Source organism: Streptomyces sp. NPDC045778 (assembly GCF_056431945.1).
This window is the reverse complement of record NZ_JBWKJZ010000067.1, coordinates 1-16,017: the sequence shown is the minus strand read 5'-3', so window position 1 is coordinate 16,017 and position 16,017 is coordinate 1. Positions and strand designations below refer to the sequence as shown.

Below are 16,017 nucleotides of genomic sequence, written 5' to 3'. Positions count from 1 at the left end.
CCCAACACCAACAACGGCCACACCCGCCGCACCACCAACACCACCACCACAACCACCTGCAACCCCAACCCCGCCCACGGCCCGAACCGCGGATGGCCGTTGTCCACATTGCCGATGGCGACCAGAACGTTGGCCACGATCAGAGCGGTGAGAAGAATGAGGTCGGACGCCCCCGGACGGAACGACGTGGTCCGCTGTGCTCCGGCCGTCCTGACGTGCTGCACGACAAGCCCACCCCCGTACATGTCGGCTTCGCGCTGTGTGGGTCGTGGAGAGCTTAATGCGTGCTGCCCGCACCCCGCAGCCACCGCCCTGACCTGCGGCTTTAACGCCTTCTTAGCGCCTTTGGGGGCTTCGGGAGGGTACGGGGGCCGCCGGAGCCGTGCACCCTGGGCCTGGAGCACACCAGGCCCACGAGAGGGGGAACGCGTCATCCGGTCACAACTTTCGTCGGTAGTGGTACCAACGTTTCCCTCTGCCCCGGCCCCCGCCCGAGGCGATTGAATAAGTCTCGTTGGCAGCCCGGCGGCAACACCGGGAAGCGGAGCGAGAAGCACGCGAGTGCTCACCCCGTACGGAAACATTTGAGGAGCGGCATGCTGTGGGTCGGCATCGTCCTGGCGGTTCAGGGAATCGGTTCATTCCTGACTGAGCGCATCTGGGACACAAAATTCGGTGTCACGGCATTGCTGCCGGAAGACACTCCCTCGTGGGTGAGCCTGGCGATCGGCATTGTCGGTCTCATCGTCCTCGCGTTCTGCGTGAGTTCACGATCCCGCAAGTCCGTGCACAGCTGACATTCCCCAGACTCCCGGTGGCCGGTTCTCCCCCGTAACTGGCCACCGGGTCCTTTTCGGCCGCTCACCGCCAGGCGGGGCGGTCACCACGTCAGACAGATGTGGTGACCGCCCCGCCTGCTGCTGTCCTACGACGTGAGGTGCGCCTTCAGGATGCTGATCACGTCCTGGGCGTGGTCCGTGAGGTAGAAGTGGCCCCCGGGGAAGACCTTCATGTCGAAGGAGCCGAGGGTGTGCGGCTCCCACGCCCGCGCCTCGTCGAGCGTCGTGCGCGGGTCGTCGTCGCCGACCAGGACGGTGATGGGGCTGCCGATCTGCGCGCCGGCCTCGGCGCGGTAGGTCTCGATGGCGGTGTAGTCGCTGCGGATGGCCGGCAGGACCATGCGCAGCAGCTCCTCGTCACCGAGCACCCGCGGGTCCGTGCCGCTGAGCTTGCGCATCTCGGCGATGATGCCGTCGTCGTCGCGCTGATGGACGTTCTCGGGGCGGAACCGGGAGGGCGCGCGGCGGCCGGAGGCGAAGACGTGCACGGGGGCCTGCCCGTCCTTCTCCAGGCGCCGGGCCACCTCGAAGGCGAGGACGGCGCCCATGCTGTGCCCGAAGAAGGTCAGCGGCAGTGTGGTGTGGCCGCGCAGCGCCTCGGCGATGCGGTCCGCCATCTCGGCAACGGTCTCGATGCCCTTCTCGGTGTGGCGGTCCTGCCGCCCCGGGTACTGGAGGGCGATCACGTCGGCGACCTGGCTCAGGGCGGCCGACACCGGGAAGTAGAAGCTGGCGGAGCCGCCCGCGTGCGGGAAGCAGACGAGCCGACGCCTGGCGTCGGGAGCGGGGTGGTAGCTGCGGACCCACAGGTCGGCGGAGGCAGCTGTCGTCATGGCGGTGTCCATCCATGGTCGTCGGTGGCAGGGGCGTTGGTAGGGGTCGAAAGGACGGTGCAAAGACCGAAGGCGGGCCTCAGCCCGCCTTCGACGGCGTGCACACGCCAGGTGGTGCGCACGGGAACAGCATGCACCGCGACTCACTTGAGCGGGAAGCGGACTTCTCCTGCCACGATGGGGTTCGCGTAGTTCTTGCTGGAGATCTTGATCCGGTTCAGGGCGAGGCCGGTCAGGGCCTCGAAGACGGCCCTGCGGGCGTTCATGGCGGTGGAGTAGCCGGCGTCCAGGTGCGGGGCGACCTCGACCACGTCCATGCCGACCAGGTTCGTCTCGTGCGCGATGCGGCGCAGCGCGGTGAACAGCTCGCGGGTGGTGAGCCCGGCGGGCTCGGGGGTGCCGGTGCCGGGCGCGTACGCCGGGTCGAGGACGTCGATGTCGAGGGACAGGTACACGTGGTCGGCGACCGCGCGGGCCTCCTCGATGACCTTGTCGATGACCGCGGCGAAGCCGATCCGCTCGATCTCGGCCATGAAGTGCGAGCGCATCCCGGCCCGGCGCATCCAGTTGAACAGCTGGTCGTCGGGGCCCGAGATGGTGCGGATGCCGACCTGGATGACGTTGGGGCCCGGCACCATCTCCTCGTCGATGAGGCGCCGGATGGGCGTGGTGTGCGTGGCGCGGTGCCCGAACAGCTCCTCGTGGCAGTCCGGGTGCGCGTCGAAGTGGATGACGGCGATGGAGCCGCGCCCGTGCACCTCCGACAGGGCGCCCACGCTGGGCCACAGCAGCGAGTGGTCGCCGCCGAGGACGACGGGCCGGGCCCCGACCTCGGCGATCTCGCGCACCAGGCCGCGGATGGGCTCCATGGACCGGGTGATGTCGAAGGGGTCGACGGCCGCGTCGCCGTAGTCGACGACCTTCAGGATGTTGAAGGGGTTGACGCGGGTCGCGGAGTGTACGAAGCCCTCGGGCGTGGCGTACAGGTAACGCTCGTCGGCGCGGATGGCGCGCGGGCCGTAGGCGGCGCCGCGGTGGCCGCTGGAGACGTCCACGGGGCAGCCCACGACGGCGACGTCCACCTCGCCCGCCCGCAGGTCCTCCTGGGTGAGGGCGAGGGGGACACCCATGAAGGTGGGCACGCCCGAGTAGGACGGCTGGACGTAGTAGCGGCGCAGGTCGATGGGGCCGGGCTCGCGCCGCGGGAAGGTGGAGCGATCGACCTCCCGCCGCCAGGCCTCGGACTCGGGTGTCTCGCTCATCTCTCTCCTCGGGTACGGGGGTGGTACGTGACGGCGCCGCGCCCTGCCGGGAGGGCGCGGGCCGCCGGGCTCGCGGTGCTATCGGGCGCCGCCGCTGACGGGAAGGCGGGTGCAGCCGCTGATCACGGGTGAGCTGCGGCGCCGCACGGGCCCGGCGACGCGCAGGTCGGGCAGGCGGTCCACCAGGACACGCAGGGCCGTCTCGCCCTCCATGCGGGCCAGCGGGGCGCCGATGCAGTAGTGGATGCCGCCGGAGAACGACAGGTGCTCGGCGGGGTTCTCACGGGTCAGGTCGAAGCGGTCCGGCTCGTCGTACACCTCGGGGTCGCGGTTGGCGGCGCCGATGAGGACGACGACGGAGCTGTTGGCCCGGATGTGGTGGCCGTCGAGGGCGATGTCCTGGTGCGGGACGCGCTGGGCCTGGAGGGCGGGCGAGTCGTAGCGCAGGGTCTCCTCGACGGCGCGCGGCGCGAGGTCCGGGTCGTCGCGCAACAGGTTCCACTGCGCGCGGTCGCCGGTCATGGCGAGGACGGCGTTGCCGATGAGGTTGGTGGTGGTCTCGAAGCCGGTGACGGCGAGGACGGTGCAGAAGGCGAGGAGTTCCTCGGTGGTGAGCTTGCCGTCGCCGTGTGCGGTGGTGAGGCGGCTGATGAGGTCGTCGCCCGGGTCCTTGGCGCGCAGCTCGATCAGTTCGGTGAAGACCTGGTCGAGGTCGTCGACGGCGGCGCGGAAGTCGCGTGCCATCTTCAGGGACTTGACGCCGTCGATGACCGGTCCGACCTTGCGTCCGGCCCTGACGAACCGCTCGTGGTACTGCTCGGGCACGCCGAGCAGCTCGCCGATCACGAGCAGCGGCAGGGGCCCGGCGAAGTCCTCGATGAGGTCGAAGCCGTCGCGTCCTGCGGCCTGGTCGAGCAGGTGGTGGCAGAGCTTCTCCACCTGGATGCGGTACTTGCTGATCATCTTGGGGCCGAAGGCGGGCTGGGCGAGTCGGCGCAGACGGGTGTGGTCGGGCGGGTCGAGGCCGAGGATGGAGCTGTTCCAGGGGATGTCGGCCATCATCTCGTGCCCGGGGACGCCGCCCTGCTCGCGGTTCAGGAACAGCGTGCGGTCGCGCAGGATCTTGCTGCCGAGTTCATGGCTGCCGGTGACCCAGCTGCCCAGGTGGCTGCGGTGGATGGGGCCGCGCTGGCGGACCTTCGCGTACAGCGGGTACGGGTCCTCCTTGCCCTGGAGCAGATGGGTGAAGGGGTCGCCGAAGAGGCCGAAGGCGCGCAGGACCGCGCGGGTCACGCCGAGCTTGGCGCTGAACTTGAACCCGGCGGACTTGCTGTCCATGAGCGTGGTCATCCCTGCTCCTTGCGCGGGGCGGTCCGGGTGGGCCTGAGGGCCTGCTCGGGCCCGAGGGCCACCACGTCGAAGTGGCGGGTGGTGACGTCGAGTCGGTGGAGGAGCCGGTCGGGCCCGGTGACGTGGACCGCGTCCACGCCCCGCGCGCGCAGGGTGTCCACGACGGGGTGCCAGCGCACGGGGTGGTCGAAGGTGTCGAGCAGGAGGGTCCGCATCTGTTCGGCGCTCGTCACGAGGGAGCCGTCGTGGTCGGCGACCAGGGGCAGCTCGGGGTCGGCGAGGTCGAACTTGGCGAGGACCTCCTCCTCGACGCGGGCGCGCAGGCCCGTCAGGATCCGGCAGTGCGCGGGCGGCTTCATCGAGTACAGCGAGTAGCCGCCGACGGCGCTGATGCGCCGCTGGAAGGACTCGAGGACCTGCTCGCGCAGGGTGACCATGTGCATGCCCTCGTCGAGGTGGCCTGAGACCTCGTGGAACTCGCCGCGCTCGGCCAGCTCGCCGAGGACCTCGGCGAGCGCCGCCTCGGGCACGCGGGTGATGGTGAGGGTCACCAGGTCCTGGTGCTCCTGCTCGAAGAACCGCTGCTCGCACAGGGCGAGTTCGTAGGTCAGACGGGTGGCCTCGGCGAACGGCAGGGCGCCGCTGAAGGCCGTCGCCGCCTTCTGGCCGAAGCTGAAGCCGACGCACAGCTCCGGCCTGAGGCCCTGGTTCTCGACGGCCCGGTCCGCGAGGGCCACCGAGTTGATGAAGAAGGCGACCTGGGCGAACTCCCCGAAGTCCACGGCCTGGGTGCGGAAGCCGTCGAGCACCGACCGGCCGAGGGCTTCGTCGGCGGCGGCGAGGCGCCTGCGCACGAAGGGGTCGATCATCATGAACTTGCCCACGTCGGTGAAGCGCGAGGGCCCCATGCCCGGAAACACCACGGCGCTGCGTGCCTGGTCGGTCGTCATCGTGTCCGCTCTGTCTGTCTGTGCTGGTCGTGCGGTATCTGTACTGGCTGCCGGCCGGGGGTGACTCAGACGGAAGCGGCGAGTTCCGCCGTGGCCCGCTCGGCCGCCCGCTGTTCGAGGGCCCGCCGGTCCGGCTTGCCGTTGCGGTTGAGGGGGAAGCTGTCGATGACGACGACCCGGTTGGGGTGCTCGTAGGAGGGCAGCGCGTCCTTGATGCGGCGGCGCCACTCGGTGACGTCCTGGCCCGTGGGGTCCTCGACGAAGAAGACCAGCTCACAGCCGCGGGCGTCGTCCGGCAGGGCGATCACCTTGACGGTGCAGCCCGCGACGGCGGCCTTCCGCTCGATGATCTCCGGGTAGAGCGTGTAGCCGTTGCGGTGCACGGCGAGCTTGCGCCCGGCCACGAAGAGGTTGCCGCCCTCGTCGAGGTGGCCGAGGTCGCCGGTGCGGTACCAGCCCTGTGCGACCAGGGCGAGGGTGCCGTCCTCGGCGAGGTAACCGGCCATCATGTCGGGGGTGTTGACGACCAGCTCACCCATCTCGCCGGGGCCGAGGACGTTGCCGTCGTCGTCCTGGACGGTCAGCTCCAGGCCCTTCATGACCTGGCCGCAGGCGACGGGGTTGTCGACGGTGGCGAAGGCGATGTTGCCCAGCTCGGTGCTGCCGTAGCTGTCGAGCAGCGGCTGGCCGAAGGAGTCGACGTACGCGTCCGAGAGCGCGGGGTCGAGCGGGGCCGCGCCGCTGCAGAACATGCGGACGCGGCCGAGGGCGGCGCGCACGTCGGGCTGCCGCCGGGCGAGGTTGAGCATGCTGCGGTAGGTGGCCGGGGTGGCGTCGATGACGGTCACCCCGCACTGGCCGCCCATGAGGAGCGACCGGTCGAGCCGCCGGTGCGGCGCCACGATCAGGGAGCACTCGGCGAGCCAGGCGATGAGCACCATGGACAGGCCGTACTGGTGCGCGAAGGGCAGCAGCGGCAGCAGGACGTCGCCGCGGCCGTGGCCCATGTGGTCGGCGTTGCGGCGCAGGTTCTCCAGGAAGCGGCCGCCGTTCTTGACCACGCCCTTGGGGGTGCCGGTGGAGCCGGAGGACCACATGATCAGGCCGTCCGGCAGGGCGCACCACGCGTCGAAGTCGAGCGACGGCTCGTCGGGGACCAGGCCCGAGGCCTCCACGAGGAGCTTGTACAGATAGACGGCGTCACGCGTCTCGGCGGGCATGGGCGCGTCGTCGTCGTACAGGCACAGGCGGGCGCGTGTGCGCTCCACGATGCGCGCGGTCTCGCGGGCGTGCTCCTGCTGGTCGACGAGGACGATGGAGGCGCCGACGTGCATCAGCGCGAAGAACGCGTTCAGCCAGGCCGCCGAGTTTCCGGCCTTGAGCAGGACCCGGTCGCCGGGCCTGACGCCTTCCGCGCGCAGGACCATCGCGACCCGCAAAGTGTCCTGCTCGAATTCAGCGAAGGTCCGCGCCGAATCTCCCGTGAAGATGTTCGGTGTCATCAAAGCCGCCCCCTTTCCCGGTTCTGAGAATCAACGGGCACGAAAAGGTCGAGCAATTCTCCCGCCCCGGTCCAGTCGCCGGGGAGCTAGCGTAAAAGCTAGGCGGCGCCCCCGCGGCGCAGAACCCCTATCCTCCCCCTAGCACCCCCTGAGCAGCCAACTTGCCGCTCACAGGGGCAAGCTGACGGGCCGTGCGAGGGACTACCTTCGACCGTGTTTCAGGCCATCTACTTCATCAGCCGCGGAGGCCCCGGTGGGAGTTCGTACGGATACCGGTCAGGGACCGGTCGAGGAACAGGATAAAGAACAGCGGGAGACATCCGCGATCCTGTCGGAAGAAAAGAAGGAAAAGGAAGGAAAGGAAGGGGCGGCGGAGCGGGAGTCCGCGGGACTGCCGGAGTTCGCAGGACGCTGGGCGGGGGCGGTCGCGGGCGCGTCCGGACTCGCGCTGCTGCTCGTCAGCACGCGGTACGGGTTCCAGGGCGACGAGCTGTACTTCCTGGGGGCGGGGCAGCACCTGGACTGGGGGTACGCGGACCAGCCGGTGCTCCTTCCGCTGCTGGCCCGCGCCATCGACGCGCTGTCCGGCGGCTCGCTGTTCGCGCTGCGGCTGCTGCCCGCGCTGCTCACCGTGGCGGGTGTGCTCGTCGCGGCGCTCATCGCGCGCGAGTTCGGCGGAGCGCGCCGGGCGCAGCTGCTCACGGCGGCCGCCTACGGCTTCGCGCCCGCCGTCCTGATCAGCGGGCACGCGCTGTCGACGATGGTGGTCGACCTGTTCCTGTGGACGCTGGTGAACTGGCTCCTGGTGCGCTGGGTGCGCACCCGCGAGGACCGGCTGCTGCTGTGGGCGGGCCTGGCGACGGCCCTCGCGCTCCAGGGCAAGTATCTGATCGTCGGCTACTGGCTCGTCGTCGCCGTCGCCGTGTACACCGTCGGCCCGCGTGAGCTGCTGCGCCGCAAGGAGCTGTGGATCGGCGCGGCGGTCTCCGTCGTCACCTCCCTTCCGGGTCTGATCTGGCAGGCGCGGCACGACTGGCCGCAGCTGGAGATGTCCAAGGTCCTCGCCGACGAGGGCATCCTGGGCGGCCGCGCCGGCTTCCTGCCGTATCTGGTGGTGCTGTCCGGCGGTGTGTTCACCGTCGTCCTGGTGTACGGCCTGGTGCGGCTGCTCCGCGCGCCGGAGCTGGCGCCGTACCGGTTCCTGGCGTGGACGTTCCTCGGTCTGACGGCCGTGTTCCTGGTCACCGGCGGCCGTCCCGCGTACGTGGTGGGCGCGTTCGCGCCGCTGTGGGCGGCGGGCGCGGTCGCGCTCGGCCGGGGCGAGGGCGCCCGCTGGTGGCGGTGGGTGGCCGCCTGGCCGGTGGTCGCCCTGACGGCGCTGGTGTGCGTGGCGCTGTCCCTTCCGGTGTATCCGGTGTCGCAGGTGACGAAGACCGAGCAGCCCGACAACAACCCGATGACCGCCGAGACGCTGCGCTGGCCGCACCTGATCGACGCCGTGGAGAAGGCGTACAAGACGCTGCCCGCCGACGGGCGGAAGCGGGCCGTCGTGGTCACGCAGTACTACGAGGAGGCGGGCGCCGTCGACCACCTGGGCGCCGATCGCGGCCTGCCGTCCGCCTACAGCGGCCACCGCGGCTACTGGTACCTGGGCGCGCCGTCGGACTCCTCCGGCCCGGTCCTGTACGTGGGTTCGGACGTCGCGAAGCTCAAGCCGTACTTCTCCTCGGTGAAGAAGGCCGCTAAGGCGGCGGGCGGCCCCGGCGAGAGCTTCGTCGACGGGGTTCCGGTGTGGGTGCTGGAGGGCCGGAACAAGCCGTGGTCCGAGATCTGGAAGGACTACGGCCACCTGTCCTGACCGCGCCCCGGCGCCTCTCACGCGGACGGCCCCGCCCCCACCGGATGGTGGGGACGGGGCCGTCGTGCTCGGCGGGTCAGAGCAGCTCCAGCCACTCCTCCACGGCGCGCGCCGTGGTGCGGGAGTGCTCCTCCATCACCGTGAAGTGGGTGCCGGGCACGTCCACGGTGGAGTGCTCCAGCTTCCAGGACGGGCGCCAGTCGTAGTCCTTCGTCCACTCCATGAGCGGCTCCCCCGCCCGGACCAGGAGGGTGGGTGCCGCGACCTCCTCGGGCAGCAGGCCGAGGAACATGTAGCGGGCCATGGCGGTCACCCAGGCGTCGCCCCAGTCGTTGTCGTCCGCGCCGGGCACCGTGTCGTAGCGGTCGCTGAGCTGCTCGCCCATCGCGGCCGCCATGTCGCCGAGCGCCTTCTCGTCGACATAGGTGTCGACGAGCACCACGCCGGCGGGGCCCGCGCCCCGGCGCTCCAGCTCCCGCGCCACGGCGTGCGCGACGAGGCCGCCGGAGGAGTGCCCGGACAGGACGTACGGCTTGTCGCCGACGTGCCGCTGCACGGTGTCGGCGTGCAGCCGCACCAGCGCCTCCTTGTCGGCGGGCAGCAACTCGCCCTCCAGGAAGCCGGGGTGCGTGATGACGCTGACGTCGCGCCGGTCGCGGAAGTACGCGCCGAAGCGGGCGTAGTCGTACGCGCTGGATCGGCCGACGTACGACGTGAACAGCACCAGGGCGGTCTCCTCCGGCCCGCGCGCGAGCGTGAACGGGGCGCGCGGGGCGCCGAGTTCGGCCTCCTCGGTGAACGAGGCGCGGAACTGCGCCATGGTGCGAAGCAGCGGGATCAGGTCGTCGGCCCGGCCCTGCCGCGCGGCCTCGTCGTACAGCTCGGCGAGGCCGGTCGCGGGCCGGGGCGCGGCGGGGGCGGCGGGCGGCTCGGGCGCCGGCGCGGGCTCGTGGCGGGCCGGGAGCGGGCGACCGGCCTCGGGCCCGGCGTCGCTTCCGGGCCGCGTCGCCGGTGGCAGGGCCTGGTCCAGCTCCTGGGCGAGGCGCTCGGCGAGGGACCTCGGGGTGCGGTTCTGGAAGACCAGGGTCGCGGGCAGGCGCAGGCCGGTGGCGGCCGCGAGGCGGTTGCGCAGCTCGACGCCGGTGAGGGAGTCGAAGCCCAGCTCCAGGAAGCCCCGTTCGTCCTCGACCCGGTCGGCGGACGCGTGGCCGAGTACGGCCGCGGCCTGGTCCTTGACGAGCGCGCCGAGCAGTTCGGCGCGCTCGGCGCCGGTCGCGGCGGCGAGGCGGCGGGCGAACGCCTCCGCCTCGGACGCGGCGGCGCCCGCGGCGGTGCGCCGGGCGGGCGCCCGCACCAGGCGCCGCAGCAGCGGCGGCACGGCGTCGCCCCGGCGCGCGCCCGCCCGCAGGGCCGCCGTGTCCAGGCGTACGGGGAGCAGCAGGGGCGCGCCGACGGTGCGGGCGGCGTCGAGGAGTTCGACGCCTTCCGCCGAGGACAGCGGCAGGACGCCGCCGCGCGAGATGCGGGTGCGGCGGGCCTCGTCGAGGTGCCCGGTCATCTCGCTGCTCTCGGCCCACAGGCCCCAGGCGAGCGAGGTGGCGGGCACGCCCCGGGCGCGCAGGTGGTGCGCGAGGGCGTCGAGGAAGGCGTTGGCCGCCGCGTAGTTGCCCTGGCCTGGGCTGCCGAAGGTGGCGGCCGCCGAGGAGAACAGGACGAACTCCGCCAGGTCGTGTCCTGCCGTCAGCTCGGCGAGGTGGAGGGCCGCGTCCAGCTTGGGCCGCAGGACCGTGTCGACGCGCTCCGGGGTCAGGGACGCCACCAGGGCGTCGTCCAGGACTCCGGCGGTGTGCACGACGGCGGTGAGCGGGTGGGCCGCGGGGATCGTGGCGAGGGCCGCGGCCAGGGCGTCGCGGTCCGCCGCGTCGCAGGCGACCACGCGGGCCTCGGCGCCGAGGGCTTCGAGGTCGGCCACGAGGGCGGCGGCGCCCGCCGCGTCCGGGCCCCTGCGGCTGGTCAGGAGCAGGTGGCGGGCGCCGTGCTCGGCCACCAGGTGGCGGGCGACGAGGCCGCCCAGGGTGCCGGTGGCGCCGGTGATCAGGACCGTGCCCTCGGGGTCGGGGGTGCGGACGTCCTGGGCGCTCCGCACGGCCGCGGGTGCCAGGCGCGGCGCGAGCAGCGCCCCCGCGCGGACGGCGAGCTGCGGCTCGTCCAGGGTGAGGCCGTGGGCGAGCAGGGCGGCGGCGGACCTGCCGTCGGCGCGGTCGTCGGTGCTGCCGAGGTCGAGCAGGACGCAGCCGCCGCCTTCGGGGCCGCCCGCCTGCTCGGACTGGGCGGAGCGGGCCAGGCCCCACACCGCGGCGTGCGTCAGGTCGGGCACGTCACCGCCGTCGGTGGCGACCGCGCCCCGGGTCACCAGGACCAGGCGGGCGGCGCCGAGGCGCGGCTCGGCCTGCCAGGCCTGGAGCAGGCCGAGGGCCCGGTGCAGGGCGGTGCGGGCCTGGGCCGCGGTGGCGTCGGCGGCCGCGTCGGGGTCGGGGCCCGGCGCGAAGGTGACGAGCACCGCGTCCGGGGCCGCGGCACCGGCGTGGAGGGCGGCGGCGAGCGCCGCGGTGTCGGCGTAGGCGCCCACGCGCGCGCCGGCCGCGGTGAGTTCGGCGCCCACCTTCAGATCGTCGGGGCCGAGGGTGGCCCAGGTCAGGGCGGTGGCGTCGGCCGGGCCCGAGGGCAGCGGCGTCCACTCGACGCCGAACAGCGCGTCGCGGTGGCCGCTGCCGGAGGCGGCGCGCAGTTGCTCGGGGGCGACCGGGCGCAGCTCCAGGGAGTCGGCGCGGGCGACCGGGGCGCCGGTGTCGTCGGCGAACAGCAGGGCCACGCCGCCGGACGCGGCGGGGCGCACGCGGACCCGCAGCACGGTCGCGCCCTGCGCGGCCAGCGAGACGCCGGTCCAGGCGAACGGCAGCCGCACGCCGCCCGCCTCCGCGAACGGGGCGAGGGCCACCGGGTGCAGGGCCGCGTCCAGGAGCGCGGGGTGCACGCCGAAGGAGCGGGCGTCGCGGTGGGCGCTCTCGGGCAGCCGCACCTCGGCGTAGACGGCGTCGCCCGCCGGGTCCCGCCAGGCGGCGCGCAGGCCCTGGAACACCGGGCCGTAGGCGAGCCCGCCGTCGGCGAGGTGCTCGTAGAACCCGTCGAGGGGCACGGCTTCGGCGCCCTCGGGCGGCCACACGGCCAGGGCCGTGTCCTGCTCCTCGTACGCGCTGTCGGCGAGGGTGCCGGTGGCGTGCCGGGTCCACGGGGCGTCGGGGATCCCCTGGGCGCGGGAGGAGACGGTCAGGGGGCGGCGCCCGGTGGTGTCGGGGGCGCCGACCCACACCTGGAGCGTGACGGTGTCGTCGGGGGCGACGACCAGCGGCGCCTGGAGGGTGAGTTCCTCGACGAGCCCGCAGCCGACCTCGTCGCCCGCGCGCAGCGCCATCTCCACGTACGCGGTGCCCGGCAGGAGCACGGTCTGTCCGACGGCGTGGTCGGCGAGCCAGGGGTGGGTGCGCGGGGAGAGCCGTCCGGTGAGCACGTACTGGTCGGCGTCGGCCAGCTCCATCCGGGCGCCGAGCAGCGGGTGCCCGGCGGCCTCGATGCCGACGGAGGCCACGTCGCCGGTGCCCGCGGCGGCGGGCTCGGGCCAGTAGCGCTCGCGTTGGAAGGCGTACGTGGGCAGGTCGAGGGTGGTGCGGGCGCCGGGGAAGAGGGCCGTCCAGTCGAGTTCGGCGCCGTGGACGTGGGCGGCGGCGAGGGCGGTGAGCAGCCGTGCGGGGCCGCCCTCGTCGCGGCGCAGGGAGCCGAGCGCGGTGGCGCTGGTGTGCGCGGTGGCGGCGGCCTCGATGGTCTCCTGCACCGGCACGGTGAGCACCGGGTGCGGGCTCATCTCCAGGAACAGGCCGTGCCCTTCGCCGAGCAGGCCGCGCGTGGCCTGCTCGAAGAGGACGGTGTGGCGCAGGTTGCGGTACCAGTAGCCCGCGTCCATGGGCGTGTCGGCGGTGAGCCAGGTGCCGGTGAGGGTCGAGTACAGCGGGATCTCGGCGGGCCGCGGGCTCAGCCCGGTCAGGGCCTCCTCGATGCGGGCCTCGATCCGCTCCACGTACGAGGAGTGCGAGGCGTAGTCCACCGGGACGGTACGCGCCCGTACGCCCTGCTCGGCGCAGCGGGCGACCAGCTCTTGGAGGGCTTCGGGGTCGCCCGCGACGACGACCTGGGAGGGGCCGTTGACGACGGCGATCTCGACGCGGCCCGCCCAGGCTCCGACGAGCGTCTCGGCCTCGTGCTGCGGCAGGACGAGGGAGACCATGCCGCCCTTGCCCGACAGTTCGCGGATGGCCTGGCTGCGCAGGGCGACGACGCGGGCGGCGTCCCGGAGCGACAGGACGCCCGCGACGCAGGCGGCGGCGATCTCGCCCTGGCTGTGCCCGACGACCGCGGCGGGCCGCACGCCGGCCGCCTGCCACACCTCGGCCAGGGACACCATCACGGCGAACAGGACGGGCTGGACGACGTCGACGCGGTCGAAGCTCTCGCCGCCCAGCTCCTCGGTGAGGTCCCAGTCCACGAACTCGGACAGGGCGTCCGCGCACTCCCGCATGCGGGCGGCGAAGACGGGGCTGGCGTCGAGGAGTTCCCGGGCCATGCCCGCCCACTGCGAGCCCTGGCCGGGGAAGACGAACACCGGGCGGGCCGTGCCGCCCAGGGCGCGGCCCGTGACGACGTCCCGCGCTTCCGGGTCGCCCTGCGCCAGCCGGTCGAGGGCGGCGAGGAGTTCGGCACGGCTCCGCCCGTGGACCACGCCGCGGTGCTCGAACCGCGTGCGGGTCAGGGCCAGGGACAGGCCCACGTCGGCGGGTTCGGCGCCGGGGTCCGCGAGGAGGTGCTCGCGCAGCTGTCGTGCCTGGGCCCGCAGTGCTTCCGGGGTCTTGCCGGACAGGGCGAGGGGCACCAGGCCGGGGAGGACCGCCGGGGCGGCTCCGGGCGCGGCGGTCCGGCCGGCCTGCGGGGTCTGCGGGGTCTGCGGGGCTTCTTCGAGGATGACGTGGGCGTTGGTGCCGCTGATGCCGAAGGAGGAGACGCCCGCGCGGCGCGGCGCGCCGTCCGCGCGGCCGGGCCACTCGCGGCTCTCGGTGAGCAGTTCCACTCCCCCGCCGGCCCAGTCGACTTCGGGGGTGGGGGCGTCGACGTACAGGGTCTTCGGCAGCACGGTGTTGCGCATCGCCATCACCGTCTTGATGACGCCACCGACTCCGGCGGCGGCCTGGGTGTGGGCGATGTTGGACTTCAGCGAGCCCAGCCACAGGGGCTGCTCGTCCGAGTGCTCCTTGCCGTACGTGGCGATGAGGGCCTGGGCCTCGATGGGGTCGCCGAGGGTGGTGCCGGTGCCGTGCGCCTCGACGGCGTCGACGTCGGCGGCCGTGAGGCGGGCGTCGGTGAGGGCGGCGCGGATGACGCGCTGCTGGGAGGGGCCGTTGGGGGCGGTCAGGCCGTTGCTCGCGCCGTCCTGGTTGATGGCGGAGCCACGCACGACCGCGAGGACCGGGTGGCCGTTGCGGCGGGCGTCGGAGAGGCGCTCCAGGACGAGCATGCCGACGCCTTCACCCCAGCCGGTGCCGTCGGCCGCCGCGGCGAACGACTTGCAGCGGCCGTCGGGGGCCAGGCCGCGCTGGCGGCTGAACTCCGCGAACGAGGTGGGCGTCGGCATGACGGCCGCGCCGCCCGCGAGCGCCATCGCGCACTCGCCCTGCCGCAGCGCGCGCACGGCCAGGTGCAGCGCGACGAGCGAGGAGGAGCAGGCGGTGTCCACGGTCACGGCCGGGCCCTCGAAACCGAAGGAGTACGAGAGGCGGCCGGACGCGACGCTGGCGGCGTCGCCGGTCATGACGTAGCCCTCGACGCCTTCGGTGCCGTGCAGCGTGGTCGAGTAGCCCTGGGTGGACAGGCCGACGAACACGCCGGTGTCGCTGCCGCGCACGGTGGCGGGGACGATGCCCGCGCGCTCGAAGGCCTCCCAGGAGGTCTCCAGGAGGAGGCGCTGCTGGGGGTCCATGGCGAGGGCTTCGCGCGGGTTGATGCCGAAGAACTCGGAGTCGAACGCGTCGGCGTCGTGGAGGAAGGCGCCGGTGGTGACGTAGGTCGGGCCGTCATCGCCGTCGGTGCCGTCGAGGTCCGCCGGGGAGGTGACGTCCCAGCCGCGGTTCACGGGGAAGCCGGTGAGGCCGTCCTCGCCGGCGAACACCATGCGCCACAGGTCCTCGGGCGAGCGGACGCCGCCGGGGTAGCGGCAGCTCATGGCGACGATGGCCACGGGCTCGTCGTCCACACCGTTGGCGGTCGTGGCGGCGGCCGGGGCCGCGGGCTCCGGGAGCGAGCCGAGCAGTTCCGCGCCCAGGTGGGCGGCGAGGGAGACGGGTGTGGGGTAGTCGAAGACGAGGCTGGCGGGCAGGCGGAGCGCGGTGGCGCCGTTGAGGCGGTTGCGCAGTTCGACGGAGGTCAGCGAGTCGAAGCCGAGTTCCTTGAACGCCTTGGTGGCGTCGACCGATTCGAGCGAGGGGTAGCCGAGGACGGCGGCGACGTTGTCCCGGACGACGTCGACGAGGGCCTGCTCGCGCTCGTCCGCGCCGAGCCCGGCCAGGCGCTCGGCCAGGGGCTGGCGCCCGTCGCCCGCCGGGCCCGCCTGGGCTGCGGCGGCCTTGCGGGCCTGGGCGCGGATGAGGCTTCGGAACAGGGGCGGCACGTCGGCCCCGAACTGGGCGCGCAGGACGTCGAGTTCCAGCTTCATCGGCACGAGGGAGCCGTCGGCCTGGGCGAGGGACGCGTCGAGCAGGGCGAGGCCCTCCTCGGCGGACAGGGCCGCCACGCCCGCGCGGTTCATGCGGTCGATGTCCCCGTCGGCGAGGGCTCCGGCCATGCCGCCCTGGTCGGCCCACAGGCCCCAGGCCAGCGAGGTCGCAGGCAGACCCTGCGCGCGCCGGTGCTCGGCCAGGGCGTCCAGGAACGCGTTGGCGGCCGCATAGTTGGCCTGCCCCGCGCTGCCCAGGACACCGGCGGCGGAGGAGAACAGCACGAACGCCGACAGATCCAGGCCAGCCGTCAGCTCGTGCAGGTTCACCGCCGCATCCACCTTCGGACGCAGCACCGTGTCCAGACGCTCCGGCGTGAGCGAGGTCAGGATGCCGTCGTCCACGACACCCGCCACGTGCACGACCGCGCTCAGCTCCGAACGCACACCCTCCAGGAGTACGGCCAGTGCCTCGCGGTCAGCGACGTCACACGCGGCAATACTGACGCGCGCACCCAACTCCTCCAGCTCGGCTCGGACTTCACCCGCGCCGGGCGTGGCCTCACCACGGCGCGAGACCAGCAGCAGGTCCCGTACGCCGTGCTCACC

Annotated in this window: 9 protein-coding genes; 2 read left to right on the top strand and 7 right to left on the bottom strand. The window is 73.2% G+C overall.

What is annotated here, in order from left to right; genetic code table 11:
* On the bottom strand, positions 1-224 hold a 224-nt coding region (locus tag AC07GB_RS39465; protein WP_478854364.1), incomplete at its 3' end, for a hypothetical protein.
* Between the two features lie 372 nt (positions 225-596).
* Between AC07GB_RS39465 and AC07GB_RS39460 the strand changes: the two genes are divergently transcribed.
* Positions 597-797 carry a hypothetical protein gene (locus AC07GB_RS39460; protein WP_171075917.1) on the top strand — a complete coding sequence of 67 codons (201 nt, stop codon included), beginning with the start codon at positions 597-599 and terminating at the stop codon, positions 795-797.
* Positions 798-925: 128 nt separating this feature from the next.
* On the opposite strand, the gene AC07GB_RS39455 is transcribed toward AC07GB_RS39460, so the two are convergent.
* The 5 genes from AC07GB_RS39455 to AC07GB_RS39435 form a co-directional block, all read right to left on the bottom strand.
* Entirely contained in the window at positions 926-1,672 is a 747-nt protein-coding gene (locus AC07GB_RS39455) for a thioesterase II family protein (protein ID WP_478854362.1), read from the bottom strand.
* 143 nt (positions 1,673-1,815) lie between these two features.
* A complete protein-coding gene (gene speB, locus AC07GB_RS39450) occupies positions 1,816-2,934 on the bottom strand; it encodes an agmatinase (protein WP_478854360.1) in 1,119 nt (372 codons plus the stop codon).
* Positions 2,935-3,012: 78 nt separating this feature from the next.
* Positions 3,013-4,284: a cytochrome P450 gene (locus AC07GB_RS39445; protein WP_478854358.1), complete on the bottom strand. Its 1,272-nt coding sequence runs from the start codon at positions 4,282-4,284 to the stop codon at positions 3,013-3,015.
* The gene (locus AC07GB_RS39440; RefSeq protein WP_478854356.1) at positions 4,281-5,234 is read right to left on the bottom strand and encodes an ACP S-malonyltransferase; all 954 of its coding nucleotides are present in this window, start codon (positions 5,232-5,234) and stop codon (positions 4,281-4,283) included. Before AC07GB_RS39440 ends, AC07GB_RS39445 begins: the two co-directional genes overlap by 4 nt.
* A 65-nt stretch (positions 5,235-5,299) precedes the next feature.
* Positions 5,300-6,736, bottom strand: a complete 1,437-nt coding sequence (locus AC07GB_RS39435; RefSeq protein ID WP_478854354.1) for a class I adenylate-forming enzyme family protein — start codon at positions 6,734-6,736, stop codon at positions 5,300-5,302.
* A 253-nt stretch (positions 6,737-6,989) separates the two neighbouring features.
* Here AC07GB_RS39435 and AC07GB_RS39430 point away from each other — a divergent pair, with 253 nt between their 5' ends.
* Positions 6,990-8,594: an ArnT family glycosyltransferase gene (locus AC07GB_RS39430; protein WP_478854352.1), complete on the top strand. Its 1,605-nt coding sequence runs from the start codon at positions 6,990-6,992 to the stop codon at positions 8,592-8,594.
* A 76-nt stretch (positions 8,595-8,670) separates the two neighbouring features.
* Here the strand turns inward: AC07GB_RS39430 and AC07GB_RS39425 are convergent.
* Positions 8,671-16,017: SDR family NAD(P)-dependent oxidoreductase (locus tag AC07GB_RS39425; protein ID WP_478854350.1), on the bottom strand; the 7,347-nt coding region annotated here is incomplete at its 5' end.

Excerpts from the sequence above, each read along its gene's own strand:
- AC07GB_RS39460 (WP_171075917.1), top strand. The coding sequence starts at position 597 with ATGCTGTGGGTCGGCATCGTCCTGGCGGTTCAGGGAATCGGTTCATTC.
- AC07GB_RS39455 (WP_478854362.1), bottom strand. The coding sequence starts at position 1,672 with ATGACGACAGCTGCCTCCGCCGACCTGTGGGTCCGCAGCTACCACCCC.
- speB (WP_478854360.1), bottom strand. The coding sequence starts at position 2,934 with ATGAGCGAGACACCCGAGTCCGAGGCCTGGCGGCGGGAGGTCGATCGC.
- AC07GB_RS39445 (WP_478854358.1), bottom strand. The coding sequence starts at position 4,284 with ATGACCACGCTCATGGACAGCAAGTCCGCCGGGTTCAAGTTCAGCGCC.
- AC07GB_RS39440 (WP_478854356.1), bottom strand. The coding sequence starts at position 5,234 with ATGACGACCGACCAGGCACGCAGCGCCGTGGTGTTTCCGGGCATGGGG.
- AC07GB_RS39435 (WP_478854354.1), bottom strand. The coding sequence starts at position 6,736 with ATGACACCGAACATCTTCACGGGAGATTCGGCGCGGACCTTCGCTGAA.